Annotated in this window: 22 protein-coding genes; 16 read left to right on the top strand and 6 right to left on the bottom strand. The window is 57.9% G+C overall.

What is annotated here, in order from left to right; translation table 11 throughout:
* The first annotated feature begins 105 nt into the window (after positions 1-105).
* Genes rho through AC0N03_RS04660 form a run of 6 tightly spaced genes read left to right on the top strand, consistent with a single transcriptional unit; the run spans position 106 to position 7,048 of the window.
* On the top strand, positions 106-1,371 hold the full coding sequence (rho, locus tag AC0N03_RS04685) for a transcription termination factor Rho (protein WP_474287398.1): 1,266 nt from the start codon (positions 106-108) through the stop codon (positions 1,369-1,371).
* Between the two features lie 55 nt (positions 1,372-1,426).
* The gene (mnmE, locus tag AC0N03_RS04680) at positions 1,427-2,728 is read left to right on the top strand and encodes a tRNA uridine-5-carboxymethylaminomethyl(34) synthesis GTPase MnmE (protein ID WP_474287397.1); all 1,302 of its coding nucleotides are present in this window, start codon (positions 1,427-1,429) and stop codon (positions 2,726-2,728) included.
* A 53-nt stretch (positions 2,729-2,781) separates the two neighbouring features.
* Positions 2,782-4,641 (top strand): tRNA uridine-5-carboxymethylaminomethyl(34) synthesis enzyme MnmG, encoded by a 1,860-nt coding sequence (gene mnmG, locus AC0N03_RS04675; RefSeq protein ID WP_474287396.1) that lies wholly within the window; start codon positions 2,782-2,784, stop codon positions 4,639-4,641.
* A 1-nt stretch (position 4,642) separates the two neighbouring features.
* The gene (rsmG, locus tag AC0N03_RS04670; RefSeq protein ID WP_474287395.1) at positions 4,643-5,296 is read left to right on the top strand and encodes a 16S rRNA (guanine(527)-N(7))-methyltransferase RsmG; all 654 of its coding nucleotides are present in this window, start codon (positions 4,643-4,645) and stop codon (positions 5,294-5,296) included.
* Between the two features lie 2 nt (positions 5,297-5,298).
* A complete protein-coding gene (locus AC0N03_RS04665; RefSeq protein WP_474287707.1) occupies positions 5,299-6,156 on the top strand; it encodes a ParA family protein in 858 nt (285 codons plus the stop codon).
* Between the two features lie 19 nt (positions 6,157-6,175).
* Positions 6,176-7,048: a ParB/RepB/Spo0J family partition protein gene (locus AC0N03_RS04660; protein ID WP_474287394.1), complete on the top strand. Its 873-nt coding sequence runs from the start codon at positions 6,176-6,178 to the stop codon at positions 7,046-7,048.
* On the opposite strand, the gene holA is transcribed toward AC0N03_RS04660, so the two are convergent.
* From holA to leuS, 3 genes are all read right to left on the bottom strand, one after another.
* A complete protein-coding gene (gene holA / locus AC0N03_RS04655) occupies positions 7,049-8,071 on the bottom strand; it encodes a DNA polymerase III subunit delta (RefSeq protein WP_474287393.1) in 1,023 nt (340 codons plus the stop codon).
* On the bottom strand, positions 8,068-8,511 hold the full coding sequence (locus tag AC0N03_RS04650) for a hypothetical protein (RefSeq protein WP_474287391.1): 444 nt from the start codon (positions 8,509-8,511) through the stop codon (positions 8,068-8,070). Before AC0N03_RS04650 ends, holA begins: the two co-directional genes overlap by 4 nt.
* 85 nt (positions 8,512-8,596) lie before the next feature.
* The gene (leuS, locus tag AC0N03_RS04645) at positions 8,597-11,200 is read right to left on the bottom strand and encodes a leucine--tRNA ligase (protein WP_474287705.1); all 2,604 of its coding nucleotides are present in this window, start codon (positions 11,198-11,200) and stop codon (positions 8,597-8,599) included.
* A gap of 132 nt (positions 11,201-11,332) precedes the next feature.
* On the opposite strand from leuS, the gene AC0N03_RS04640 reads away from it, so the two are divergent.
* The gene (locus AC0N03_RS04640) at positions 11,333-12,022 is read left to right on the top strand and encodes a YggS family pyridoxal phosphate-dependent enzyme (protein ID WP_474287390.1); all 690 of its coding nucleotides are present in this window, start codon (positions 11,333-11,335) and stop codon (positions 12,020-12,022) included.
* Here AC0N03_RS04640 and mtgA read toward each other — a convergent pair.
* Positions 12,019-12,645: a monofunctional biosynthetic peptidoglycan transglycosylase gene (gene mtgA, locus AC0N03_RS04635; protein ID WP_474287388.1), complete on the bottom strand. Its 627-nt coding sequence runs from the start codon at positions 12,643-12,645 to the stop codon at positions 12,019-12,021. The genes AC0N03_RS04640 and mtgA overlap by 4 nt on opposite strands.
* 154 nt (positions 12,646-12,799) lie before the next feature.
* On the opposite strand from mtgA, the gene AC0N03_RS04630 reads away from it, so the two are divergent.
* Entirely contained in the window at positions 12,800-13,729 is a 930-nt protein-coding gene (locus AC0N03_RS04630) for a polyprenyl synthetase family protein (protein ID WP_474287387.1), read from the top strand.
* 54 nt (positions 13,730-13,783) lie between these two features.
* Positions 13,784-14,431: a DUF1345 domain-containing protein gene (locus tag AC0N03_RS04625; protein WP_474287386.1), complete on the top strand. Its 648-nt coding sequence runs from the start codon at positions 13,784-13,786 to the stop codon at positions 14,429-14,431.
* Here the strand turns inward: AC0N03_RS04625 and ispG are convergent.
* Positions 14,420-15,673, bottom strand: coding sequence for a flavodoxin-dependent (E)-4-hydroxy-3-methylbut-2-enyl-diphosphate synthase (gene ispG / locus AC0N03_RS04620; RefSeq protein WP_474287384.1), 1,254 nt, complete (start codon positions 15,671-15,673; stop codon positions 14,420-14,422). The two genes, AC0N03_RS04625 and ispG, sit on opposite strands and share 12 nt — an antisense overlap.
* A gap of 138 nt (positions 15,674-15,811) precedes the next feature.
* Between ispG and AC0N03_RS04615 the strand changes: the two genes are divergently transcribed.
* Both AC0N03_RS04615 and AC0N03_RS04610 read left to right on the top strand, forming a co-directional pair.
* A complete protein-coding gene (locus tag AC0N03_RS04615; protein ID WP_474287383.1) occupies positions 15,812-16,597 on the top strand; it encodes a 3-hydroxybutyrate dehydrogenase in 786 nt (261 codons plus the stop codon).
* Positions 16,594-17,604, top strand: coding sequence for a patatin-like phospholipase family protein (locus AC0N03_RS04610; protein WP_474287382.1), 1,011 nt, complete (start codon positions 16,594-16,596; stop codon positions 17,602-17,604). The genes AC0N03_RS04615 and AC0N03_RS04610 overlap by 4 nt, the downstream gene beginning before the upstream one ends.
* Positions 17,605-17,606: 2 nt before the next feature.
* Here the strand turns inward: AC0N03_RS04610 and AC0N03_RS04605 are convergent, their stop codons facing one another.
* The gene (locus AC0N03_RS04605) at positions 17,607-18,251 is read right to left on the bottom strand and encodes a class I SAM-dependent methyltransferase (RefSeq protein WP_474287381.1); all 645 of its coding nucleotides are present in this window, start codon (positions 18,249-18,251) and stop codon (positions 17,607-17,609) included.
* Positions 18,252-18,334: 83 nt separating this feature from the next.
* Here AC0N03_RS04605 and AC0N03_RS04600 point away from each other — a divergent pair, with 83 nt between their 5' ends.
* The 5 genes from AC0N03_RS04600 to AC0N03_RS04580 all read left to right on the top strand — a co-directional run bounded on the left by AC0N03_RS04600 (position 18,335) and on the right by AC0N03_RS04580 (position 26,189).
* Positions 18,335-19,216, top strand: a complete 882-nt coding sequence (locus AC0N03_RS04600) for a DMT family transporter (protein ID WP_474287380.1) — start codon at positions 18,335-18,337, stop codon at positions 19,214-19,216.
* A 75-nt stretch (positions 19,217-19,291) separates the two neighbouring features.
* Entirely contained in the window at positions 19,292-20,935 is a 1,644-nt protein-coding gene (locus AC0N03_RS04595) for an acyl-CoA dehydrogenase family protein (RefSeq protein WP_474287379.1), read from the top strand.
* 43 nt (positions 20,936-20,978) lie between these two features.
* Positions 20,979-23,183 carry a primosomal protein N' gene (locus AC0N03_RS04590; RefSeq protein ID WP_474287378.1) on the top strand — a complete coding sequence of 735 codons (2,205 nt, stop codon included), beginning with the start codon at positions 20,979-20,981 and terminating at the stop codon, positions 23,181-23,183.
* 29 nt (positions 23,184-23,212) lie between these two features.
* On the top strand, positions 23,213-24,376 hold the full coding sequence (locus AC0N03_RS04585) for a lytic murein transglycosylase (protein WP_474287377.1): 1,164 nt from the start codon (positions 23,213-23,215) through the stop codon (positions 24,374-24,376).
* A 160-nt stretch (positions 24,377-24,536) separates the two neighbouring features.
* Positions 24,537-26,189 (top strand): L-lactate permease, encoded by a 1,653-nt coding sequence (locus AC0N03_RS04580; protein WP_474287375.1) that lies wholly within the window; start codon positions 24,537-24,539, stop codon positions 26,187-26,189.
* The last annotated feature ends 4 nt before the right edge of the window (positions 26,190-26,193 follow it).

Here is a 26,193-nt window from a genome sequence, read left to right as displayed (position 1 = left end):
CAAGGCGAAACTAAATGAAGCGCTTCGCCGCTTCTCTTCGCAGGCTGAAAACACACCTGCCGCCTTTTTCATACATTCTGGCGCTGCCATCGCTAAGGAATTTCCATGCGGGAAATTAAACTCCAAGATTTAAAAACCAAAACGCCCACCGAATTGCTGGCCTTCGCCGAAGAACATGAGGTCGAAAATGCTTCGACCATGCGCAAACAGGAACTGATGTTTGCCATATTGAAGCAACTGGCCAGCCGCGACATCGAAATCATCGGCCAGGGTGTTGTTGAGGTCCTGCTTGACGGCTTTGGTTTCCTGCGTTCGCCCGATGCCAATTATCTGCCGGGCCCGGACGATATTTATATTTCCCCTTCCCAGATCCGCAGATTTGGCTTGCGTACAGGCGACACAGTTGAGGGAATGATCCGCAGCCCCAAGGAAGGCGAACGGTATTTTGCGCTTCTCAAAGTCAATACCATCAATTTCGAGGATCCTGATAAGGCCCGGCATAAGGTTCACTTTGACAACCTCACGCCGCTTTATCCCAATGAACGGCTTAAGCTTGAGATCGAGGACCCGACCCGCAAGGACATTTCTGCCCGCCTCATCGATATTGTCGCGCCGATCGGCAAGGGCCAGCGCGCGCTGATCGTGGCACCGCCGCGGACCGGCAAAACCGTGCTGCTGCAGAATATCGCGCAATCTATCACCACGAATCATCCCGAATGTTATCTTATCGTCCTTCTGATCGACGAGCGTCCGGAGGAAGTCACGGACATGAAGCGTTCCGTGAAGGGCGAGGTGGTTTCGTCAACCTTCGATGAACCGGCGGCGCGCCATGTGCAGGTGGCCGAAATGGTGATTGAAAAGGCCAAGCGGCTTGTGGAGCATGGCCGCGACGTGGTTATTTTGCTGGATTCGATCACGCGCCTTGGCCGCGCCTATAACACGACGGTTCCTTCGTCCGGCAAGGTTTTAACGGGCGGCGTGGATGCCAATGCGCTGCAGCGGCCCAAGCGCTTCTTCGGCGCGGCGCGCAACATCGAAGAGGGCGGTTCGCTTACTATCATCGCGACAGCCCTGATCGATACCGGCTCGCGCATGGATGAGGTGATCTTCGAAGAATTCAAAGGCACCGGCAATTCGGAAATCATTCTCGACCGCAAGGTTTCCGACAAAAGGGTGTTTCCGTCGCTCGATATCACCCGTTCTGGCACGCGCAAGGAAGAGTTGCTCGTTCCTGCCGACACGCTCAAGAAGATGTATGTGCTGCGTCGTATTCTCAACCCGATGGGTACGGTTGATGCGATCGAGTTCCTGCTTGGAAAATTGCGTGAAACCAAGGTCAATGCTGAATTCTTCGAGAAGATGAACACGTGACGTTTCACGTGAATCAACTCGATTCGGATCAGTAACAAACCAGCGGGTCTGTGTTGTGGCTCAGACGATCTATGCATTGGCGACTTCGGCTGGCCGTGCCGCGGTCGCGGTAATCCGCGTTTCCGGGCCCCGGGCGGCAGACGCTGTCCGCCGTCTCGCCGGGAAAATTCCTCCGCCGCGCCACGCTGAATATGCTCGTTTGCGCGATGCTCAAGATGCTACGCTCGACTATGGACTGGTTCTCTGGTTTCCCGGGCCACAGAGCTTCACTGGCGAGGATTGCGCCGAGTTTCAGATCCATGGAGCCCGCAGCACCATTTCGGCGGTTCTCGGGGCTCTGGGACAGGTTGAAGGTCTGAGGCTCGCCGAGCCCGGCGAATTCAGCCGACGGGCGTTTCTCAATGGAAAGATGGATCTTGCCCAGGCGGAAGGGTTGGCCGATCTTATCGATTCGGAGACGGAAGGACAGCGCAGGCAGGCCGTGCGCCAGCTGGAAGGTGTTTTGGGCAAGGCGCTGATGCGCTGGCAGGATGAGCTGTTGCATTTGCGCGCATTGGTAGAAGCAGAACTGGATTTTTCCGATGAAGGCGACGTCAATGCCCTCCCGCTGCGCCACCTGAAGGATTCGGCGGCGAAACTTATCGGCGAGATTGATCAGGCCCTGGCCGGTTATCAGCGTGCCCGATATATTCAAAATGGCTTTCAGATTGCTATTATCGGCGCCCCCAATGTGGGTAAGTCGAGCCTGTTGAATTATCTGGCCGGCAGAGAGGCCGCCATCGTTTCCGACGAAGCCGGAACTACCCGTGATCTTGTCCAAGTTACTCTGAATATTGAACAAATTCCTGTTATTCTGACGGATACCGCCGGAATAAGAGAGACCGAACTACATGTGGAAAAATTGGGGATAGAGCGTGCACAAAAGGCGGCGGCGGAGGCTGATCTGGTGCTTTATCTCACGGACGGGACGCACGAGAGTCCGATCGGGGGTCTGAAGGTGCCTGTGCTGCGCGTTCAGACAAAGCAAGATATGCAGCCCCATCGCCATGAGAATATGGATCTGATGATTTCGGTGCAGACCGGGTTCGGTCTGGAGGAACTGAAGGATCGCTTAAGGCAATATCTGGATTCTGTGCCGCAAGGCTCGGGTCTGATCACCCGCGAGCGGCATGTGCTGGCGCTTCAGACCTGCAGGCAGGCTCTGAGCGATATAGTGGCGTGTCCGAGCGACATACTGCCGGAACTTGTCTCGGAAGATTTACGAGCTGCCGCTTTCGAGTTGGGCCGAATTGTTGGACATTACGGCGTCGAGGATGTATTGGGAACAATATTTTCGACCTTCTGCATTGGCAAATAGGTCGTTTCACGTGAAACAGCGAACAAGGTAAATCATTGAATACGGACTGCCTCATGCAAGATTTTGACGTGATCGTGGTTGGCGGCGGCCATGCCGGCTGCGAGGCTGCGGCAGCCTCGGCGCGTCTTGGTGCGAAGACCGCCCTGTTGACGCACAAATTTGCAACGATCGGTGAAATGTCCTGCAATCCTGCCATTGGTGGTCTCGGAAAGGGGCATCTTGTCCGGGAGGTGGATGCGCTTGACGGCCTTATTGGCCGCATGGCCGACGCAGCGGGTATTCAGTTTCGGGTTCTGAATAGAAAGAAGGGACCTGCTGTTCGCGGTCCGCGGGCGCAGATTGATCGAAAATTATATCGCCACGCCATGCAAGCCAGCCTCTTAGCGCAGCAAAACCTGACCATTATCGAGGGAGAAGCGGCAGATCTGGTCATTGACGATGGTGTCGTCAGAGGGTTGGTGACCAAGGACGGGATTCGATTCGGCTGCGGTTCGATTGTCATCACCACGGGCACTTTCCTTCGCGGTTTAATTCACATTGGAGATAAGCGCATTCCGGCGGGCAGAATTGGTGAAGAGCCCGCCAGTCGTTTGTCATTGGTGTTCGAGCGGTTCAATTTTGTGCTCGGGCGGCTTAAGACGGGAACGCCAGCGCGGCTGGATGGCAAGACGATTAATTGGTCGGTATTAGAGATGCAGGCCGGAGATGTGGTGCCTGAGCCATTTTCTTTCATGACGCCGGGCATTGAACGTCAGCAGGTACAGTGCGGAATAACGCGCACGACGCCGGAGACGCATCGGATCATTCACGAGAACATGGGCCGTGCCCCGCTCTATACCGGCGCGATCCAAGGCCGCGGTCCCCGCTATTGTCCGTCGATCGAGGATAAGGTCGTGCGTTTTGGCGACAGAGATGGTCATCAGATCTTTCTCGAGCCAGAAGGTTTCGACGACGATACAATTTATCCCAATGGCATATCAACGTCCTTGCCTGAAGACGTCCAGGACGCGTTTTTGCGCTCGATACCCGGCTTGGAGGATGTCCGCATTCTGCGTTACGGTTATGCGATTGAATATGATTATATTGATCCCCGTGAGTTGAAAGCTACGCTGGAGACGAAGAAGGTGCAGGGCCTTTTCCTTGCCGGTCAGATCAACGGCACAACAGGCTATGAGGAAGCCGCTGCACAGGGCTTGATGGCCGGGATTAATGCAGCGGGACGTGTTCAGGGCAAAGCGCCTTTTATTCTTGACCGGTCTGAAGCTTATATTGGGGTGATGATTGACGATCTCATTACGAAAGGCGTCACCGAGCCCTACCGGGTCTTTACATCGCGGGCGGAATATCGCCTGAGTTTGCGCTCAGACAATGCCGATGACCGGTTGACGGCCAAGGGAATCGAGCTTGGTTGCGTCACGTCCGAGCGGCGGCGTCTTTTCGAAGATCGGGCAAACCAATATGCGCTATGGCGATCGCGTATGGCTGATCTCGTGCTGTCGCCTTCAGAAGCACGCCGTCATGAATTGGTGGTTAATCTGGATGGCCAGAAGCGCAGTGCTTTTGAACTTTTGTCTTATGCGGATATCGATATCGAGCGGCTAAGTACCATCTGGCCCGAACTGGCTGACATTGATCCGCAAATGGCCAGTAAAATTGAGTCGGATGCGAAATATTCTGTCTATCTTGATCGGCAAAATCGTGACATTGCCAGCTTCAAGGCTTTGGAACAGGCAGATTTGCCCGCTGATTTTGATTATCAGATGGTTGTCGGACTTTCAAATGAAGTGCGCGCCAAACTTATGGACATACGCCCGCAGAACATTGGCCAGGCCGGACGTATCGAGGGCATAACGCCTTCGGCTCTCGTTTTACTCGCGGCGCATATCAGACGCGGATCGGGAGCGGTGCGTTGATATGGACTCGCTGATTGCTCCATCATCGGCAGAAGCGCTCGGTGTTTCACGTGAAACTTTTCAGGATCTGCAAATTTATGTAGACTTACTGTTTCGCTGGCAGCGAATGCTCAATTTGGTTTCGCCAAAAACATTGCCGGACGTCTGGTCGCGCCATATAGCCGATTCCCTGCAGATTTTTCGCCTCGCACCTGATGTGCGTCATTGGGTTGATCTGGGCTCCGGAGGCGGATTTCCCGGCTTGGTGACGGCCATATGCCTGAAACATGCCGGTGCAGGATTTATCACGTTGATTGAAAGCGACCAGCGCAAATGCGCGTTTCTTCGTGAAGTCATCCGCGCCACGTCGGCGCCGGCCCGTGTTCTGTGTGGCCGTATCGAAGACATCTTGCCTGAGTTCGACCATCCGATCGAGGCATTCAGTGCGCGCGCTCTGGCACCACTGCCGATTCTGCTGTCAATGGTGAGGGTATATATCGCGCGCGGGGCAAAGGCCTATTTTTTAAAGGGGAAAGATTTAAAACAGGAATTGACCGCGATTCCTGATCTCTTTAGATATTCTTATCATATTTGGCCCAGTCAGATTCAAAGTGATGGATCAATTTTGGAAATTTGGTCAAATCCAGCCATTGAACAAGGGCGGACGACGGCGTGACAATGAATTCAGTCCCCACTTCTGTTTCCAAGAGCGAGATCCCTGGTCAGGCGCGCGCCCAGATGCGTGTTTTGGTGCTTGCCAACCAGAAGGGCGGTGTCGGCAAGACAACAACGGCCATTAATCTGGGTACAGCGCTCGCTGCCATTGGCGAAAATGTGCTCATTATTGATCTTGATCCGCAGGGCAACGCCTCGACAGGATTGGGGATCGATCATCGCGATCGCCATGTATCGACCTATCATGTACTGAATGGCGAAGCATCGCTGGCGGATGTTGTGCGTCCAACGGCGGTTCCCCGGCTGCATGTTGCGCCCTCCACGCTGGATCTGCTCGGAATAGAACTTGAAATAGCCGGAGATTCGGACCGGGCTTTCAAGCTGCGGCAGGCGATTGAGACTATGGCAGAGAGTTTGGCTGCTGCACACGGTAATCGTTTCTCATACGTTTTGATTGATTGCCCGCCTTCGCTGAATCTGCTCACCGTTAATGCCATGGCCGCTGCGGATGCGATTTTAGTGCCGCTGCAATGCGAGTTTTTTGCGCTTGAGGGTCTCTCGCAGCTGTTGACGACAGTGGAACAGGTGAGAAAATCACTCAATTCAGCACTGACAATTCATGGTGTTGTTCTGACGATGTTCGATCCGCGCAATAATCTTGCCATGCAGGTTGTTTCGGATGTGCGCTCGTTCATGGGTGAGAAAGTATATGACACCATCATTCCGCGCAATGTGCGTGTCTCGGAGGCGCCATCTCACGGCAAGCCCGTGCTTTTGTATGATTTGAAATGCGCCGGTTCGCAAGCTTATCTTAAATTGGCGTCTGAGGTGATTCAGCGTGAAAGACGTTTGCTGGCTTGATCGACAGGGAGTGACGACATTGGTTGAAGATTTCAAAAGTCCACGCCTTGGCAGAGGTCTTGCTGCTCTGATCGGCAATACGAATGAAGAGCCGGCCGCGCAAAATCAGACGCGTAAAGTACCAATCGAATTCCTGCGGCCAAATCCGCGCAATCCTCGCAAGGATTTTCGCGAGGAAGATCTGGACGATCTGACCAATTCCATTCGTGAAAAGGGGATTATTCAGCCGATCATCGCCCGCAGTCTCCCGCAGTTGCGCGGCGTTTATGAAATTATTGCTGGTGAACGCCGTTGGCGCGCAGCGCAGCGCGCCGGCTTGCATGAGGTGCCGGTCCTGCTTCTCGACATTGGCGACAAGGAAGCTCTGGAAATTGCAATTATCGAGAACGTACAACGTTCTGATTTGAACGCTGTTGAAGAAGCACTGGGATATCAACAGCTTATCGCGGAATTTAATTATTCCCAACAAGACCTTGGCCGTATAATCGGCAAAAGCCGCAGTCACGTCGCGAATACTTTGCGATTGACGAAACTGCCGCAGTCCGTGCAGGACATGGTGATAGACGGCCGCCTGTCGGCAGGCCATGCGCGTGCATTGCTTTCTGTTTCGCATCCGCAACAGGTGGCTGATGCCATTGTCGAGCAAGGATTGAGTGTGCGTGATGTCGAGCGTATCGTTCAGCGCGAAGCCCGCAGCCTGGAAGAACCCAAATCCGGAGTGGCGCGCGCCGCGCGGGAAAAGGACGCCGATACACGCTCACTCGAACAGGCTCTGAGCGATGTTCTGGGCCTGTCTGTGGTGATTGACCATCGCGGCGAAAAGGGTGAATTGCGCATCCGTTACAAGAATCTCGAACAACTCGATCTGCTCTGCCAGCGTTTGCGCAACTGATCAGCGGCGGCCGGCGGAGACCATCCCCGTGATGGACCACAAAACCCGGATGGCGAGGATTTCGCTTAGGCGGGGATGCTGGCGCGTACGGCTGATACATTCCTGCAATGCCTTGATGGCAAGCAGGAGCGCCTCCGTGCTCCATCTGGCCAGATAAGCAGTAACTATCTGTTTTCTTTGATAAAATATGCCCGATCTGGTCATCAGCGCATCCATATTGCCGCCATTTGCCAGTTCAAGTTTGATCTGGTGCAGCCGCAGGGCATGGCTGAGCGTAGCCGTCAAAAGATAAGTTGCATCGCCGCCCGTCTCGAATACGCGGGAGCAATTCTGCTCGACCTTGCTGCGCTGTCCGGCAAAGGCCGCGTCTATGGCCTGATCCATGGCCATGGCTGAGGCGTCATCCATGATTTCGTTGATATGGCCGATCGTTACCTTGGGCGCACCGAGACAGAACAGGCATAATTTTTCAAGTTCGCTACGTGTGATCAGGCGGTCATTGCCCAGTCGCGATACCAGATAATCGCGTGTTTCGGTGTCGATGGAGAGATTATTGAGCCGCATTGTAGACTCGACAAGCCGTTTAAGGTCGTCCGTTGTGTCCGGATAGCAGCCGACGCTGGCCGCGGCCTTCGCCGCATCAAGCAATTTGCGCAATGGCGCGGCAGGCTTGAGATTGCCGCCCTCAATGACAATACGGCACTTCTCGGGCGGATTTTCGATCTGATACAGGAGCTGATCGGTAAAACTCTTGCCGCCCGCTTCAATCCATATGACGCGCTCATCGCCAAAGAGACCAATGGAGCCGGTTTCATCGGCGAGCCGGCCGCGGTCGGCAGCAAGCATATCGCCATGGATGCGGACAATCTGAGGAGCGTCTCTGCCACCTGAGAGGCTGAGCTGCGCCATGCGTTTGGCGCGTTCATGTATCAGTCCTGTATCCGTGCCGTGAAACAGGAAAATGAACATTTGTGGCGGAACCTTGCCCGCCCACCGCTCAAATTCGTCGGACTTGATGATCAAAGCGCGGAAGATCCACCCTGGTTGGCAAAAAAGGCTGAGAGCCTGGTCTTAATGTCGCGCGCGAGAGATTCCGCAACGCGGATTTCGCTGTCGCGCGCCGCGCGAATATTGGCATAACGCTGGCTTGAGCGATCATATGGCGCCGTGGACGTCACGGTTCCGTGTGTGATTTCCTTGCCCGTGGCTATTTCGGTCAGACGATAATTGGCATTGACATAGACGCTGGCCGAATCGGCCCGGCCTGTCAGGCTGTCGATAACCAGCGTCTTGTTGGATTCATCCGCTGTTATGGTGAGGCGATATTTTGGCGTCTTGGCTTCGCCACTGCCATTGAGCTGGAAAATCAGTTCGGTATCGAGATAATGCCCTAACCGCTCAGGCAGCGGCGCCACTTCAATTTCACGCAGCTTGCTCATGACGCCCGTGTTGCTGTCATCCATGTAAACGGGCGTGAAACAGCCGGAAAGCGTCAGGGATAGGAGTAAAACCGCCCCTGCGGCACAGATTCGACGCCGAAATGAAGACTCAGACCACGACATTGATAATCCTCTGCGGAACAATGATCAGCTTTTTGACCGGGCGTCCTTCCAGAATCCTCTGCACGAAATCTTGTTCCAGAAGCAGCTTTTCCGTCAAGGCCGCATCGGCCTGGGCCGGAATTGTCAGATCTCCACGCTTTTTGCCGTTTATCTGAACCGGAAGCGTGATCTCATCCTGAACGAGAAGGCTCTCGTCGGCAAGAGGCAGCGCGGTTTCAGCCACCATTCCGGGCTGCCCCAGCGCCTGCCAGCATTCCTCGGCCAGATGCGGCATCATAGGCGCGAACAGCTGAACCAGCAGGCAGGCCGCTTCACGCAAGGCAAAATTGACATCCTCGCTCCGGCCGCTCAGGTCAATCGCCGCCAGATAATTGGTCAGTTCATAGATATGCGCGATGCAACGGTTGAAGCGCAGACGCTCAATGTCGTCAGAGACGCGCTTGAGCGCCTGATGTGCGGCCTTCCGGATGAGTTTGGCGTCGGCCGAGAAATCCGCCGGCGGCGCTGCGGGCGCTTTTACGTCCGCAAGTTCGCCGATCAGCCGCCACAGACGCTGCACGAAACGGCTGGCGCCCTGCACGCCTTCCTCGGTCCAGATCACGTCGCGTTCCGGCGGCGAATCTGAAAGCATGAACCAGCGCGCCGTATCGGCGCCATAGGTGCCGATGATATCGTCCGGGTCCACGGTATTACGCTTGGATTTCGACATTTTCTCGATCGAACCGATGCTCACTTCCTCGCCCGAATCAAGTGCAAATGCCCGTCTTTGCGTCCCGGCAGCCTCAATGCGCACTTCTGCCGGCGAGTAATATTGGCCGGAAGCGGAGCGGTAGGTTTCATGCACCACCATGCCCTGCGTGAACAACCCGGCAAAGGGCTCGCTGACACGGGTCAATCCGACTTTTTTCATGGCGCGGGTGAAAAAGCGCGAATAGAGCAGATGCAAAATCGCGTGTTCGATGCCGCCGATATATTGATCGACCGGAAGCCAATGATCGACAGCCCCGGGAGTGGTCGGCGATGTTGCGTTGGTCGGGTCGGTGAAGCGGGCGAAATACCACGAGGAATCGACGAATGTGTCCATCGTGTCGGTTTCTCGGCGCGCCGCCTTGCCGCAGTGCGGGCACGCCACGTGTTTCCATGTCGGATGCCGGTCGAGCGGGTTTCCCGGCACGTCGAAGGTAACATCTTCCGGCAGCGTCACGGGTAGCTGACTTTTGGGTACAGGCACGGTGCCGCAGGCGTCGCAATGTATGACGGGGATGGGGCATCCCCAATAGCGCTGGCGCGATATGCCCCAGTCGCGCAGCCGGTAATTGACCTTGCGTCTGGCCTGCGGTTCGCCAAACAGCATGCGTGCTTCAAGCCTGTTGGCGACATCGGCGAATGCGGCATCCGGGCTTAAGCCGTCAAGAAAGCGTGAATTGATGATGAGCCCGTCGCCGTCATAGGCGGTGTCGGTGATGACATAGCTCGCGGGGTCCTGATCCGGCGGGCAGACGACAGGCACATTGCCAAGCCCGTAGAGATTGGCGAAGTCCAGATCGCGCTGATCATGCGCCGGGCAGCCAAAAATTGCACCGGTGCCATAATCCATCAGCACGAAATTGGCGATATAGACCGGCAGGCTCCAGTTTTCATCAAAGGGATGGCGCACGCGCAGGCCGGTGTCGAAGCCCTTCTTTTCAGCGGTTTCAACGGCGGCCACGGATGTGCCGATGCGTTTGCATTCCTCGACGAAGAGACGGGCCTGTTCATTTTGTTCGGCAACGGCCCGGGCGATCGGATGATCGGCGGCGACCGCGATAAATTTCGCGCCGAACAGCGTGTCCGGCCGGGTGGTGTAGACTTCGATTTCGCGCGCCGCCGCATTCGATTCGAGAGCGAAACGAACAAGCAGCCCCTCGGATTTGCCGATCCAGTTCTTCTGCATCAGCCGGACTTTTTCCGGCCAGCGGTCGAGATCATCCAGCGCGCTAAGCAATTCTTCGGAATAGTCGCTGATTTTCAGGAACCACTGCGTCAGTTCGCGCTGTTCCACCACCGCGCCAGAACGCCAGCCGCGGCCATCGATCACCTGTTCATTGGCGAGCACGGTCTGATCGACCGGATCCCAGTTAACCTTTGATTTCTTGCGGTCGATGAGCCCGGCTTCCAGAAAATCGAGGAACATGCGCTGCTGATGCTTGTAATAGCTTGGGTCGCAGGTTGCGATTTCCCGTGACCAGTCCAGCGAAAGCCCCATGCTTTTGAGCTGGTTGCGCATGGTGGCGATATTGGCATAGGTCCATTTTGCGGGATGCGACTTATTCTGCATGGCGGCGTTTTCAGCCGGCATGCCGAACGCATCCCAACCCATCGGATGCAGCACGTTGAAGCCCCGCGCGCGCTTGAAACGCGCCACGACATCGCCCATGGCATAATTGCGCACATGGCCCATGTGAATGCGGCCGGACGGATAGGGAAACATTTCCAGTACGTAATATTTAGGACGAGGATCGTCGTTCCGGGTCAGAAATGTCTGGTTTCCGCTCCAATAGGCCTGCCATTTCTGTTCGGCTTCACGGGCATTGTAACGCTCGGATTTCATAGCTTTCATCGCGCTCTGGAATGAACTAAACAAGGGTGGAATTGTGCAGCACTTGGCATCAAATTGGGCCAATGGTCAAATGTTTTGCCGCATATTTTGCGAAATTGAGGCTATGTGATGAGTGATACGGATGTGTCCCCGCCCCAAGCAACCACGCCGCGCGCGCGCTGGCAGAAGGTTCGCGACCAGATAGACCGTGCCGCCGCCGATTGCGGACGCCGGTCCTCAGACGTGCAGCTCGTCTGTGTTTCGAAGACACATCCCACAGAGGCGATCCGGCCTGTTCTGGAAGCCGGACAACGTATTTTTGGCGAGAACCGCGTCCAGGAGGCGCAGGCCAAATGGCCGGAGCTGCGGGCCGATTATCCGGATATCGAACTGCATCTCATTGGTCCGCTGCAAACCAACAAGGTTGCCGCAGCGGTGAGCCTTTTCGATGTCATAGAAACGCTCGACAGGCCGAAGCTGGCGCAGGCGCTGGCTGAAGAAGGTCGGCGGCAGGGGCGTATGCCGCGGCTTTATGTTCAGGTGAACACCGGCGCCGAGCCGCAGAAGGCCGGAATTTTGCCGCAGGAGCTTGATGCATTTCTCGAAACATGCCGCGCCCTGAACCTGAATATAGACGGGCTGATGTGCATACCGCCGGTCTATGAACTGGCCTCCCCGCATTTTGCCATGCTGCGGATGATGGCGCAGCGTCACAATCTGCCGGTTCTGTCGATGGGCATGAGCGCGGATTTTGAACTGGCGATCCAGCTTGGCGCGACCCATGTGCGTGTCGGCAGCGCCATTTTTGGCGAAAGAGGCAGGCCCGCACCCTAATGCGTGCAATCGAGCCATTCGCTGGCATGGCGCATGCGCGCCTCAACGATGCCGGCCAGAATAACCTGATGCCGGCTGGGTCGGCTGGCGTGGCGCTGCAACGGGTTGGGCAGGCTCGTGGCCAGCAGCGCGGCCTGGCGCGGCGTCAGGGTGCGGGCGGAGACATGAAATTCGTGACGCGCCGCCGCCTCGATGCCGTAAATATGGTCGCCCCATTCGGCAATATTGAGATAAATCTCAAGAATGCGGCGTTTTCCCCAGACGAAATCGAGAATGAGCGCCAGCGGCATTTCGAGCAGCTTGCGCAGATAGGAGCGCCCCGGCCAGAGCATCATATTTTTTGCAACCTGCATGGTCAGCGTTGAAGCGCCGCGGTTGGGGCCATGCCTGTGGTCAAGCACGAGTTCCAGCGCTGTCCAGTCTATGCCGTGATGCTGGCAGAACTGGCCGTCTTCCGACATAATGACGGCGCGGATGACATTGGGCGAAATCTGATCCAGAGGTACATAATCACGTATAACAGGCTCGGATCGGATCATTCCCGCCCACATCAGTGTGGACACGGGGCGGAACAGAAATCCCCCAATTAAGGTTAAACCCCAGAATATCATCGCAATGAGCATTCCGAAGATGAATAACCTTTTAATATAGTGTAGAAAAATATACAAAATCAGATATCTTCTATTTGGTTTTGGACATTGATTTCAATATTCAATCGTGATCGGAACAAGATGCAAAGGCAAATCCGGCTGCCTTGCGAATTTCTGGAGCGCATATATGGCAGGGGATAACATGCAGCCATTCCAGTCCGCTTTGGCGAATACAACGCTCGCGGTCGACAAGAGCCTGAAGGATTTGCTGAAACCGCAAGTGCTGGACGGAGAAATCAGCCGCCCGCAGCGCTTGCTTGATGCCATGCGCTATTCCAGCCTGAACGCGGGCAAGCGGTTCCGGCCGTTTCTGGTGATTGAGTCGGCTCGTCTGTTCGGCATCGATGAACCCGGCGTCGTAAGGGTGGCTGCAGCGCTGGAAATGATCCATTGCTATTCCCTGATTCATGACGATCTCCCCGCAATGGACAATGACGATCTGCGTCGCGGCAAATTATCCCTGCACAAGGCATTTGACGAAGCAACAGCAATTCTTGCGGGGGACGCCCTGCTTACCTATGCGTTTGATGTTCTGGCTGATCCAGCAACCCACGCCGACGCGCATATCCGCACCCGTCTGGTGATGGATATGGCGCGCAGCGCCGGGCTGGGTGGCATGGTCGGCGGCCAGATGTTCGATCTGCTGGCGGAGGCGGCGGAGGTGCCGCTGGAGCGTGAGGATATCGAGCAGCTGCAGGCCATGAAGACCGGCGCACTGATTCATTATGCGGTGCAGGTTGGCGGTATTCTGGCGCAGTGCAGCGAAAAGAACCAGCAGACCCTTTCCGAATTTGGCCGTCTTCTCGGCGCTGCCTTTCAGGTGGCTGATGATATACTCGATGAAACCGGCGACGAAGCCGTTGTCGGCAAGAAGGTCGGCAAGGACAGTGGCCGCAACAAGGCGACGCTGGTTTCCCTGCTGGGGCTGGAAGAGAGCCGCAATATCTGCGCAACGCTGGCCAAACGCGCGAAGAAAGCCTTGCAGGGCCTCTCTTGCCCCGGTGATAAAACTGTGCTTCTTCAGGCTGTTGACTTTGTAATTTCACGCCAGTCCTGAGTTATGTCCTTTCTTTCCCTGCTGCGACGAAGCCGTTTCCTGAGGCACCTCTGGTTGCGACCGAGGCTGCTGGCCAGTGTTCTGATCGGTATAGCGGCTGTTTGGTCCATGCCGGCGGCCTGGCATCTGGCGACGCGGCTGCTTCTGGGCTGGAACATTGCCGCATGGCTCTATCTTGGCGTGACCGTTCGGTACATGATCGGCCTTCCGGAGGAGCATCGTCGTTCTGCCGCCATTGCCAGCGATGAAAGCCAGTTCGTCATCCTGTCCGCAGCGGTTTTTGCCTCGTTCTTCTCCATGGCGGCCATATTCGCCCAACTCGCCAATCTGAAGGATGTTCACGGTGAATTGCGCTTGATGCATATCGGGCTGGTTGTCGGGACCATCGTCAGCGCATGGCTGTTCATTCATTTCATGTTTGCCCAGCATTATGCGCACCTCTTTCTGCTGAAGAAGGATTATGTCGAGCGCGATTCACTGGAATCGACCGGAGGCTTGCGCTTTCCCGGAGCGCCGAAGCCGAAATTTTCAGACTTTCTCTATTTTTCTTTCGTTATTGCTTCGGCGGCTGCCACTTCGGATGTTGAAATCTGGTCATCGTCCATCCGGCGCACAGCGACGATTCATTCGATCATCTCATTCTTTTTCAATACGGCCATCATCAGCCTGCTGATGAATATTGGTGCGGGATTAGCGGGCTGAACCAAAGCGCCGTTCAATATAATTCTGCACGATGGTCTTGAATTCGCTGCCGATATTGGGTCCGCGCAGGGTCATGGCCTTCTGCCCGTCGATAAAGACCGGCGCGCTTGGCGCCTCACCGGTGCCGGGCAGGGAAATGCCGATATCGGCATGTTTGGATTCGCCGGGGCCGTTGACGATGCAGCCCATCACCGCGACGTTGAGATTTTCAACGCCGGCATATCTGCCCTTCCATTCTGGCATCGAGTCGCGGATATAGTCCTGGATGTCGCGCGCCAGTTCCTGAAAGACGGTTGAGGTTGTGCGTCCGCAGCCGGGGCAGGCGGCAACCAGCGGGACGAAAGTGCGAAAGCCCATGGTCTGTAGCAGTTCCTGCGCCACTTTCACTTCCAGAGTGCGATCGCCGTTGGGCTCCGGAGTGAGCGAGATGCGGATCGTGTCGCCGATGCCGTCCTGCATCAGCACGCCCAGCGCCGCCGAGGAGGCGACAATGCCCTTCGAGCCCATGCCGGCCTCCGTCAGTCCAAGATGCAGCGCATAATCGCTGCGCCGCGCCAGCATGCGGTAAACGGCGATAAGATCCTGCACCGCCGAAACCTTGGCCGAGAGAACGATCTTCGATCTGGGCAGGCCGATTTCCTCGGCGCGTTCGGCAGAGAGCAGGGCGGACTGAACCATGGCCTCGCGGGTCACGGCCCGGGCGTCGATCGGTTCTGCCGAAGCGGCATTTTCATCCATCAGCTTTGTGAGCAGTTCGCCGTCAAGCGAGCCCCAGTTGGCGCCGATGCGCACCGCCTTGTCATATCTGGCGGCGAGTTCGATGATGGTTGAAAATTGCCGGTCTTTCTTGTCCTTGAAGCCGACATTGCCGGGATTGATGCGATATTTGTCGAGCGCTTCGGCGCAGGCGGGGTTTTCGGCGAGCAATTTATGGCCGATATAATGAAAATCGCCGATGAGCGGCACCTGAACATTCATCTGGGCCAGCCGATCGCGGATATGCGGCACAGCGCGCGCAGCTTCATCGCGGTCAACGGTGATGCGCACAAGTTCCGAGCCAGCCCGCGCCAGCGCCGCCACCTGCCGCGCCGTGCCTTCGATATCGGCCGTGTCGGTATTGGTCATGCTTTGTACGACGATCGGCGCGCCACCCCCCACTTTTACTGAGCCGATCATCACCGGAACGGTGAGATGTCTGGCCTTTGCCGCGGCTTCAATGTGGTTTTTGGCGAAATCGGTCATAAAAATGTTCCCTTTCACGCTGTTAAATAGGTCAAGATGAGATGAAAGTCATCTGCGGACATTAGAATCTTGCGCTTCTCCATGGTGCGCCGCACAATAAACAGAATCGCAGCCTATTTGTCACTCAAGAGAGGTTTCATGACACTCACATCACGTATTGCCGTCATCACCGGTTCCACATCCGGCATAGGTCTGGCCTATGCGCGGGCCTTTGCCGCCGAAGGCGCGCATATCGTCATCAACGGTTTTGGCGAAGCGGCCGCCATCGAGGCCGAGCGCGCGCGGATCGAGGCTGACTTCAAGGTCAGATGTCTCTATTCGCCCGCGGATATGACCAAGCCTGCGGAAATTGCCGCGATGATCCATGAGGCGGAGGCCAGCCTTGGTTCCGTCGATATTCTGGTCAACAATGCCGGTATCCAGCATGTTGCGCCGATTGAGGATTTTCCCGTCGAGAAATGGGATCAGATCATCGCGATCAATCTGTCCTCGGCCTTTCACACCATCCGCGCCGCCGTACCGGGCATGAAGGCGCGCAAATGGGGCCGAATCATCAATACGGCTTCGGCGCATTCGCTGGTGGCCTCGCCGTTCAAATCGGCTTATGTCGCGGCCAAGCACGGCATTGCGGGCCTGACCAAGACAGCCGCGCTGGAACTTGCCACATTCGGCGTGACGGTGAACTGCATTTCGCCGGGCTATGTCTGGACGCCGCTGGTGGAAAAGCAGATTCCGGCAACGATGGAAGCGCGCCACATGACAAAGGAGCAGGTCATCAATGATGTGATGCTGCTGGCGCAGCCGACCAAGCAGTTTGTCACATCCGAGCAGGTGGCCGCGCTGGCGGTCTTTCTGTGTTCGGATTCGGCCTCGCAGATCACGGGCGCCAATCTGTCGATGGATGGCGGCTGGACTGCAGCATGACAAAACGCATCAATCTCGCCTTGCAGGGGGGCGGGTCGCACGGGGCCTATACCTGGGGCGTGCTGGATGCCCTGCTGGAGGATGCGCGCTTCACCTTTGACGGGATCAGCGGCACCTCCGCCGGCGCGATGAACGCCGTCAATCTGGCCGATGGCCTGCGTCGCGGCGGCGCTGAAGCCGCGCGCAAGCAACTGGCAACCTTCTGGCGGGCGATCAGCATTGATGGCGGCCTGCCAGATGGTCAGCGGGAAATGGCCGATTTCGTCACCAGCTATTGGGGCGGACTCGGCCAGATGACGGCAACCCTGTTCGATGCCGCCAGTCAGTTCATCTCGCCCTATAATTCCAACCCGTTCAATCTCAACCCTCTGCGCGATGTTCTTGCGAAGAGCGTGGATTTCGAGGCGTTGCGCAATACGGATTCGCTCAAATTGTTCATTGCCGCCACCAATGTGCACACGGGCAAGGTGCGCGTGTTTCGGCGCCCCGAACTGACGATCGACATGGTCATGGCCTCGGCCTGCCTGCCGATGATGTTCAAGGCGGTGGAAATTGACGGCGTGCCCTATTGGGACGGCGGCTTCATGGGCAATCCGGTGCTGTTTCCGTTTTTTACGGAAACTGAGACACAGGACGTTGTGCTGGTGCAGATCAACCCCATTTCACGCGATCAGACGCCGCAGACGGTCACGGAAATCATGGACCGTATGAACGAGATCACCTTCAATTCGGCTCTTTTGCAGGAATTCCGCGCGGTGGATTTTGTTGCGCGGCTGATCGATCAGGGGCGGCTGAAAGGCACGCACTACAAGAAGATCCGGATGCATCTGATCGAGGCCGACGACGAATTGAAGGCATTGGGCGCAGAATCGAAAATGAACGCCGATTATGATTTTCTGCTCAAGCTGTTCGGCATAGGACAACGCGCTGGCAAGGCGTTCATTGCCAAATATTACGACGATATCGGCAAGCGCGGCACCTTGCAGCTCAAGGAAACGCTGGTCTGAGTTCAAAAGGCCCAGACTGAGGTGGTCTTGATCTCGGCATCTTCCAGGGCGCGGGTGACAGGCACCTGATATTGAGCAATGGCGTGCAATTTGCCGCGCGCCAGATAGCTGCGCCCCGGATCGCCGATCAGCACCTGCGCGCCGCGCCGGTGCAACCCTTCGAGCCAGCCGGTGACGCGTTCCGCCATGTCCCGCTCATAGGATACATCCCCGGCCAGCACCACATCCCAGCCCTGATCGGACCCGATGAGATCGGCGCATCCAGCTTCGATGACAACCTTGTTGAGCCGGGCATTGAGATGTATCGCCTGTATGGCGAATTCATCGATGTCGCAGGCATATACCCGTGCTGCGCCCGCCATTTTTGCGGCAATGGCGACAAGGCCCGAGCCCGAGGCAAAATCGAGCACGACTCGTCCGCGCACGATTTCGGGATGATCGAGAATGTAACGGGCCAGAGCCTGTCCTCCGGCCCAGGCAAAGGCCCAGAATGGCGGCGGCAGGCCGATTTCTCCCAGTTCGTCCTCGGTTTTCTGCCAGAGCTCCGTCGCCTCATGCGCCAGATGCAGGCGAATCTCCGGCGCATGCGGCACGGTTTCGATGTGGGTATGGCTCTGAATGAAGGCGGCGGGATCGGCAATGGACATGGGGTGTGTCTAACATGCGCCTCGTCGGACAAGAAGCGCTTTGACGGCTTGCCTATGGCCGTCATTGCGGTCATCTTGCCGCCATGTCCTCGAAAATATTTGACCGCTTCGCCCCCTGGCTTTTTGTCTTCATCTGGTCCACTGGCTGGATCTCCGCGAAATTTGGCGCGCTTCATGCTGATCCGCTGACCTTTCTGAGTTTTCGCTTCGGCTTTGCGGCTGTCATCCTCTTTCTCATGGCGCTGGCGGCTGGCGCCAGATGGCCGGTCAATGCGGGCCAATGGCTGCATAATTGTGTGTGCGGCGTCTTGATTCACGCGCTTTATCTCTCGTCCGTCTGGTGGGCGGTGCGGCAGGGCGTGCCTGCGACCATTTCCGCTCTGCTGGCGGCGGTGCAGCCCATTTTGTCCACCTTGCTTGCGCCGGTTCTCCAGCGGGAAAAGGTTGGTCTTCTGCGCTGGTTCGGGGTGATTCTCGGCTTTTTCGGCTTGCTGATCGTGCTTTCGCCCAAATTACTGGGGTTATCCGGCATTGATTTTTCGGCGCTCCGCTTTCCCATTCTTGTCAATTGCCTTGGCATGGTCTCGGTGACGCTGGGCACATTTTATCAGAAGCGTTTCGTCAGGAATGCCGACCTGCGGGTCATGACAACGCTGCAATATATGGGCGCGCTGGGTTTTACCCTGCCTTTTGCCTTCCTGCTCGAGCCGATGCGCATCGATTGGACGCTGACGCTGACGCTGACCATGATCTGGTCGGTTCTGGCCCTGTCGCTCGGCGCCGTCTTCCTGCTGCTGCTGCTTATCCGCCATGGGGCGGTGTCGCGCGCAGCGGTGCTGATCTTTCTTGTACCGCCGACCGCAGCCGTTCAGGCCTATTTTCTGATCGGAGAAAATCTGGCGCCGATGCAATGGCTGGGCATGGTGGTGACCGCGACAGGCGTCGCTCTGGCAATCAGAAAATAAATTGCGACTTTCGCTTATGTTGCGCCGCAGCAAGGATCGGTTAAGCTGGTACGGCGCAGCAAGGGGAACGCAATGATGAGTGATCTGCTGGAACTGGGGAAAATTGCCGTCACCCGGGCGGAAGGCCTGCTGGAACAGGCGCGTGCGGCGGTCAAGGCGCGTCTCATGGCTGGCGGGCAATTGTCCGGCGACCGGATGGACGCCGAACAGCATGCCGTTCACGGCCTCGCCTGGCTGGCGACCTATGTGCAGGCGCTGCGTGAAATGCTGGCCTATGCCGGGCGCATGCGTGCCGAGGGGCGGTTTGGCGAGGTTGAAACTCTGCTCACCCGGATCGGCATGGGCGAATATCTGGCGCAGATCATCGGCGGCATCGCGATGAATCAGGGCGAGATCATCCGTCTGGCGGATTTTGGGTTGACGCCGGCGCAGGTGGCTGCCTTTCAGAATGATGCCATCGCCGAATTGATCCGCACCGGCAACGAGCCGGAAAACCGCGCCCGGCTTGCGGCGCTCATCGATGCGCATAATGCCAATACGACCATCGGCGATTCGGGTCTCGATGAGACCATGGAGGCCATACGCGAGGAGATGCGCCGGTTTGCGCTCGCCGAAGTGCTGCCGCACGCGCATGAATGGCATCTTGCCAATGAATATATTCCGCTTCACGTGATTTCCGCCCTGTCCGATCTTGGCATATTCGGCCTGACCATTCCCGAGGAATATGGCGGCATGGGCCTTGGCAAGGTGGCTATGTGCGTGGTCTCCGAGGAATTGTCGCGGGCGTTTATCGGCGTTGGTTCGCTGGGTACCCGCTCGGAGATTGCCGCTGAACTCATTCTGTGCGGCGGCACGCAGGAGCAGAAAAACAAATATCTGCCGCAGATCGCATCGGGCAAACTCCTGCCGACGGCGGTGTTCACCGAGCCCAATACCGGCTCTGATCTAGCGAGTCTGCGCACCCGCGCGGTGCGCGAGGGCGACAGCTACAAGATTTACGGCAACAAGACCTGGATCACCCATCCTGTCCGCGCCGATCTGATGACCTTGCTGGCGCGCACCAATCCGGATGAGCCGGGCTACAAGGGTCTGACCATGTTTCTGGCGGAAAAGCCGCGCGGCAGCGATGCTGACCCATTTCCGGCCGAGGGCATGAGCGGCGGCGAGATTGAGGTGCTTGGTTACCGTGGAATGAAGGAATATGAAATCGCCTTCGACGGTTTCCGTGTCGCGGCGCAGAATGTGCTGGGCGGCGTCGAGGGGCAAGGTTTCAAGCAACTGATGCAGACGTTCGAATCGGCGCGCATCCAGACGGCGGCGCGCGCGGTCGGCGTGGCCCAATCGGCTCTGGACCTCGGCCTGAAATATGCCCGTGAGCGCGTGCAGTTCGGCAAGGCGCTGATCAATTTTCCGCGCGTTGCCGACAAACTGGCGATGATGGCGGTGGAAATCCACATCGCCCGGCAGATCACCTATTTCGCCGGAAAAGCCAAGGACGAGGGCCGGCGCTGCGATATCGAGGCGGGCATGGCGAAATTGCTGGCGGCGCGCGTCGCCTGGGCCGCTGCCGACAATGCGCTGCAAATTCACGGCGGCAACGGCTTTGCGCTGGAATATCCGGTATCGCGTGTGTTGTGCGACGCGCGCATTCTCAATATTTTCGAAGGCGCCGGGGAAATTCAGGCGCAGGTCATTGCCCGCCGCCTGCTGGAGAACTGATTTTTTTGGCGACATTTCCGGCGGGCTGCGATAGGCCTTGGCTATGCAGGCTGAAGAGCATATCGCCGATATTCTGGTGCCGGTCGCGGTGGATAATGCCTATTCCTACCGCGTTCCGGCAGGACTTGATCTGTCTGCCGGTGATTTTGTCCGCGTGCCGCTGGGGCCTCGCGAGGCGACCGGCATTGTCTGGACCTTGCGGCAGGGGCGCGGCGATAATCTGAAGGCCGTCCTTGCGCGCCACGATTATCCGCCGCTGCCGCAGTCTCTGCGCGCCTTCATCGAATGGGTGGCCAACTGGACGCTCGCGCCGCGCGGCTTGGCGCTGCGCATGGCGATCCGCGTGCTCGACCATGCTGCGCCGGAACGGGTGCGCCTTGGCCTGCGCCTCGCCGGGCCGTCGCCCAGACGCCTCACCGCCGCGCGCCAGAAGGTGCTTGAATGTTTCACCGCCGATGCGCTGATCGCCAAGGCTGATCTCGTGCAGCAGGCGGGATGTTCGGCGGCTGTTATCGATGGCCTGATCGATGAAGGCACGCTCCTGCCGTTGCCGATGCCGGAATCCGGCGTTGAGGAGCCGGATGCGGGTTTTGCCCAGCCGGTGCTTGAGCCGGCGCAGCAGCAGGCCGCCGATCATCTGCTGCGGCGCGTGGCGGAACGCAAATTTTCCGTCACCCTGCTGGAGGGCATCACCGGTTCGGGCAAGACGGAGGTCTATTTCGAGGCGGTGGCGCGTATCATTGCCGAAGGCGGACAGGTGCTGATCCTGATGCCGGAAATCGCGCTGACGTCGCAGTTTCTCAACCGGTTCATGCAGAGGTTTGGCGCGCCGCCTGTGGAATGGCATTCAGGCATTCCGGCGCGGCGGCGGGCGCGGATATGGTCGAGGGTGGCGGCCGGGGAGGCTCGTGTTGTTGTCGGTGCGCGCTCTGCGCTGTTCCTGCCCTTTCCCGATCTGCGCCTCATCATCGTCGATGAGGAGCATGAATCGGCCTACAAGCAGGAGGACGGCGTTTCCTATCATGCGCGCGACATGGCGGTGGTGCGCGGGCGCATCGAACAGGCTCTGGTCATTCTGGCCTCCGCGACGCCCTCGCTGGAAACGCAGGTCAATGCCCGGCAGAGCCGCTACGATCATCTGAAGCTGGAAAGCCGCTTTGGCGGGCGTCTTCTGCCGCAGCTCTCGGCCATCGACCTGCGCAGGGAGGGGCCTGCCCGTGGCCAGTGGATCGCGCCGCGTCTTGCGGCCGAAATCAGTGCGGCCATCGCACGCGGCGAACAGGCGCTGCTCTATCTTAACCGGCGCGGTTATGCGCCGCTCACCTTGTGCCGCGCCTGCGGCCACCGCTTTCAATGCCCGCAATGCTCGGCCTGGCTTGTGGAACACCGCTTCCGCCGGGCGCTGATGTGTCATCATTGCGGCCATGTCGAGCGGCGACCGGATATTTGTCCGGAATGCGATGCCGCCGATTCGCTTGCCGCCTGCGGGCCGGGCGTCGAGCGGCTGGCGGAGGAAGCAGCCAGCCATTTTCCGCAGGCGCGGATATTGGTGATGTCGTCCGACATTGCCGGCGGCGTCGAGCGTCTGCGTCAGGAAATGGCCGATATCGCGGCGGGCAGCTTCGATCTCATCATCGGTACGCAGCTTGTGGCAAAAGGCCATAATTTTCCGTTGCTTACGCTGGTGGGCGTCGTCGATGCCGATGTCGGTCTTGCCAATGGCGATCCGCGTGCTGCCGAGCGCACATTTCAGATTCTCGCGCAGGTGACCGGCCGCGCCGGGCGCGGCGCTCTGGCCGGGCGCGGTTTCATTCAGACCATGCAGCCCGATCACCCGGTTCTGCAGGCCATTCTGCACGGCGACCGCGAAGGCTTTTATGCCGCTGAGACGCAGATCCGTCTTGCCGGCGGTTTGCCGCCTTTCGGGCGGCTGGCGGCCATTATTGTCTCGGGCGAGGATCGTTCCGCAACTGAAAGCCACGCCAAGGCGCTGGCGCTCGCGGCGTCCGGCCTGCCGGATCAGGCGGGCTGGAGCCATGCGCCCAAAGACCCGGCGCATGTCGAGGTCTTCGGCCCGGCGGAGGCGATGGTGGCGATTGTGCGCGGGCGTCACCGCTTCCGCCTTCTGGTCAAGGCGACGCGCAAGGCCGATGTGCAGGGCTTTTTGCGCGCTGTGCTGGCGTCGGCGCCAAAGCCGCGCGGCTCGGTGCGGGTGGCGCTGGATGTCGATCCGCAAAGTTTTATGTGAAATTTGCAAAAATCGCGTAAGCTCCTGTCATGAAACAGGTGATTCTCTGCCTATTCCTGTTGCTGCCCGGCGTGGCGGCAGCGGACGAGTTTCAAAACTGCCTGCAGGATCTCAGGCCCGAGGCCGAGAGCAAGCATGTCAGCGCGGCAACATTCGATGCTGCCACTCAGACGCTGCAGCCCGATATGAAGGTGCTGGATAATCTCGATGCCCAGCCTGAATTCAAGATTCCCGTCTGGGATTACCTTGCCGGCCTCGTCGATGACGAGCGGGTGCGCGACGGCAAGGAGATGATGCATAAATGGGCCGGTACGCTGAACCGGGCGCAGCGCCGTTTCGGCGTGAGCAAATATGTCGTCACCGCTGTATGGGGGGTAGAGTCGGATTTTGGCCGTGCCATGGGCAAGCGCCCGCTTGTGCAATCGCTGGCGACGCTCGCCTGCTTCGGCCGGCGGCAATCGTATTTCCGCACCGAATTCATTGCCTTGCTGCGTATTCTCGATCAGGGCGGCATGGAGCCGGCGCAGCTGACCGGCTCATGGGCCGGCGCATTCGGGCAGACTCAGTTCATGCCCTCGACCTTTCTGCGCATGGCCGTCGACATGGAGGGCAAGGGGCACAAGGACATTGTCGCCTCGGTGCCCGATGCCCTGGGCTCAACCGCCAATTATCTGCATAAATCCGGTTGGAACCCGCATCTGCCCTGGGGTTTCGAGGTGATTTTGCCAAAGACATATCATGGGCCGAGCGGGCGAGGTCATAAACATTCAATGGCGTACTGGAAGCACAAGGGATTGCGCCGCGCCGATCACAGACCACTGGGCACGGGCATGGCCGGGCTGCTGCTTCCGGCTGGCTCCGATGGCCCGGCCTTTCTCGTAACCAAGAATTTTGACGCCATATATTCCTACAACGCCTCCGAATCCTATGCGCTCGCCATTGCGCATCTTTCGGACAGGTTGCGCGGCGGCGGCGGGTTTGTCACACCCTGGCCAACCGATGATCCGGGACTGTCGCGTGCCCAGCGCAAGGAGCTTCAGATCCTGCTCAGCCGCGCCGGTTACGATGTCGGCAATCCTGATGGCACGATTGGCGCTAAAACCCGGCAGGCTATTTCCGATTATCAATCGAAAAATGGAATGGATATTACCGGTCATCCCGGAATGCTGATCCTGCGGGCCTTGCGCAACTAGCTCGCGGATTTTTGTTTATACTTTCGTCTAGTTTTTTCGTCTATTGCGGATCGCCGCTCGTTTTTCCCGATTTTACACGCTAGATATCCGAAATATTGACGTATACACTTCTTCTGTACAAAAAGGACGAAAAGTCCGGCACCGGGTTTGGGAGGATTTCATGTGGTCTCAGGTTTATAATCCCTTGGGAAGCCCGCTTCTATCAACGATAGCAGCGGCCATTCCTGTCGTCTGTCTTCTGATTCTCATCGCTTCCGGAAAGATTCAGGCGCATATCGCGGCCCTGATCGCGCTGGCTGTCGGTCTTGTCGTCGCGACTGTGATTTTCACCATGCCCGCCGGTCTGGCGTTCCGCGCCGCAGGTCTGGGCGCGATCAGCGGTCTGTTTCCGATCGGCTGGATCATTCTGAACGTCATTTTCCTGTACCGGCTGACGGTGGAAAAAGGCTGGTTCGATATTCTGCAGCGCTCCATCGGCGGCATTACGCCTGACCGGCGCCTGCAACTGCTGCTTATCGCGTTCAGTTTCGGCGCATTTTTCGAAGGAGCCTCGGGCTTCGGTACACCGGTGGCTGTGACCGGCGCCATTCTGATGGGTCTTGGCTTCTCGCCTCTGGCGGCTGCGGGTCTCTCGCTCATCGCCAATACCGCGCCGGTGGCCTATGGTGCACTGGGCGCGCCGATTGCGGGCCTTGCGCAGGTGACGGGTTATGATCCCTTCGTGCTGGGCGCCATGGTTGGCCGCATCCTGCCGATCTTCTCTCTGATCGTGCCGTTCTGGCTGATCTGGGCTTTTGCCGGTTTCCGCGGCATGATTCAGATCTGGCCGGCTGTTCTGGTTGCGGGCATATCCTTCGCCATTCCGCAGTTCGTGATGTCGAATTTCCATGGTCCGACTCTGGTGGATATTGTCGCCTCGCTGATTTCAATGGCCTGCCTTATCGGCTTCCTGCAGATCTGGCAGCCGTCAGAACTCTGGCTTTCGCCTTCGCTTGGCGACCATGACACCTCGCATTCAACCGCTCCGGTGCCCGTGCCTTCGAAAGTGGCGGATGCTTCGGTAACGCAGGCGTGGCTGCCCTGGATCGTCCTCAGCCTCTGCGCCTTCGTATGGGGCACACAGACCTTCAAGGATATGGTCTATCCGGGCGGCAAATTCCCGAAATATCCGATCGAGGGTCTACACAACATGGTGGAAAAAGTGCCGCCGGTCGTGGCCAAGGCCAGCACGGAAGGCGCGGTTTTCCTGTTTAATATTCTCACCATGACAGGAACGGGCATCTTGCTCGCGGCGATTATCGCCGGCGTCATCATGCGCTTCTCGCCCATCCGTCTTGTGAAAGCCTATGTTGAAACCATCTGGGTGGTGCGCAACTCGCTGATCACCATCGCGGCCATGCTGGCCATCGGCTATCTCACCCGTTATTCGGGGCTTGACGCGACGCTCGGCCTGGCTTTCGCGCAGACCGGCGTGCTCTATCCGTTCTTCGGGACGTTGCTTGGCTGGCTCGGCGTGGCGCTGACAGGTTCCGATACGGCATCCAACGTGCTGTTCGGCGGATTGCAGAAGGTCACGTCGCAGCAGCTGGGCCTTTCGCCCATCCTGATGGGGGCCGCCAACTCTGCAGGCGGCGTCATGGGCAAGATGATCGATGCGCAGTCCATCGTCGTGGCTTCAACCGCGACCGGCTGGTACGGCCACGAAGGCACCATTCTGCGCTTCGTGTTCAAGCACTCCATCATTCTGGCCTGCCTCGTCGGGCTGGTGGTGATGCTTTACGCCTATGTCTTCACCGGTATTGTTCTGCAATAGCTGG

Source organism: Methylocystis sp. sgz306128 (assembly GCF_056032725.1).
This window is presented reverse-complemented; position numbering and strand designations above follow the sequence as displayed.

What these genes read in the sequence shown, in the direction of transcription:
- rho (WP_474287398.1), top strand. Translation starts at nt 106, where the DNA reads ATGCGGGAAATTAAACTCCAAGATTTAAAAACCAAAACGCCCACCGAA.
- mnmG (WP_474287396.1), top strand. Translation starts at nt 2,782, where the DNA reads ATGCAAGATTTTGACGTGATCGTGGTTGGCGGCGGCCATGCCGGCTGC.
- rsmG (WP_474287395.1), top strand. Translation starts at nt 4,643, where the DNA reads ATGGACTCGCTGATTGCTCCATCATCGGCAGAAGCGCTCGGTGTTTCA.
- AC0N03_RS04665 (WP_474287707.1), top strand. Translation starts at nt 5,299, where the DNA reads ATGAATTCAGTCCCCACTTCTGTTTCCAAGAGCGAGATCCCTGGTCAG.
- AC0N03_RS04650 (WP_474287391.1), bottom strand. Translation starts at nt 8,511, where the DNA reads ATGGATGACAGCAACACGGGCGTCATGAGCAAGCTGCGTGAAATTGAA.
- leuS (WP_474287705.1), bottom strand. Translation starts at nt 11,200, where the DNA reads ATGAAATCCGAGCGTTACAATGCCCGTGAAGCCGAACAGAAATGGCAG.
- mtgA (WP_474287388.1), bottom strand. Translation starts at nt 12,645, where the DNA reads ATGCTCATTGCGATGATATTCTGGGGTTTAACCTTAATTGGGGGATTT.
- AC0N03_RS04630 (WP_474287387.1), top strand. Translation starts at nt 12,800, where the DNA reads ATGGCAGGGGATAACATGCAGCCATTCCAGTCCGCTTTGGCGAATACA.
- ispG (WP_474287384.1), bottom strand. Translation starts at nt 15,673, where the DNA reads ATGACCGATTTCGCCAAAAACCACATTGAAGCCGCGGCAAAGGCCAGA.
- AC0N03_RS04615 (WP_474287383.1), top strand. Translation starts at nt 15,812, where the DNA reads ATGACACTCACATCACGTATTGCCGTCATCACCGGTTCCACATCCGGC.
- AC0N03_RS04610 (WP_474287382.1), top strand. Translation starts at nt 16,594, where the DNA reads ATGACAAAACGCATCAATCTCGCCTTGCAGGGGGGCGGGTCGCACGGG.
- AC0N03_RS04605 (WP_474287381.1), bottom strand. Translation starts at nt 18,251, where the DNA reads ATGTCCATTGCCGATCCCGCCGCCTTCATTCAGAGCCATACCCACATC.
- AC0N03_RS04600 (WP_474287380.1), top strand. Translation starts at nt 18,335, where the DNA reads ATGTCCTCGAAAATATTTGACCGCTTCGCCCCCTGGCTTTTTGTCTTC.
- AC0N03_RS04595 (WP_474287379.1), top strand. Translation starts at nt 19,292, where the DNA reads ATGAGTGATCTGCTGGAACTGGGGAAAATTGCCGTCACCCGGGCGGAA.
- AC0N03_RS04590 (WP_474287378.1), top strand. Translation starts at nt 20,979, where the DNA reads ATGCAGGCTGAAGAGCATATCGCCGATATTCTGGTGCCGGTCGCGGTG.
- AC0N03_RS04585 (WP_474287377.1), top strand. Translation starts at nt 23,213, where the DNA reads ATGAAACAGGTGATTCTCTGCCTATTCCTGTTGCTGCCCGGCGTGGCG.
- AC0N03_RS04580 (WP_474287375.1), top strand. Translation starts at nt 24,537, where the DNA reads ATGTGGTCTCAGGTTTATAATCCCTTGGGAAGCCCGCTTCTATCAACG.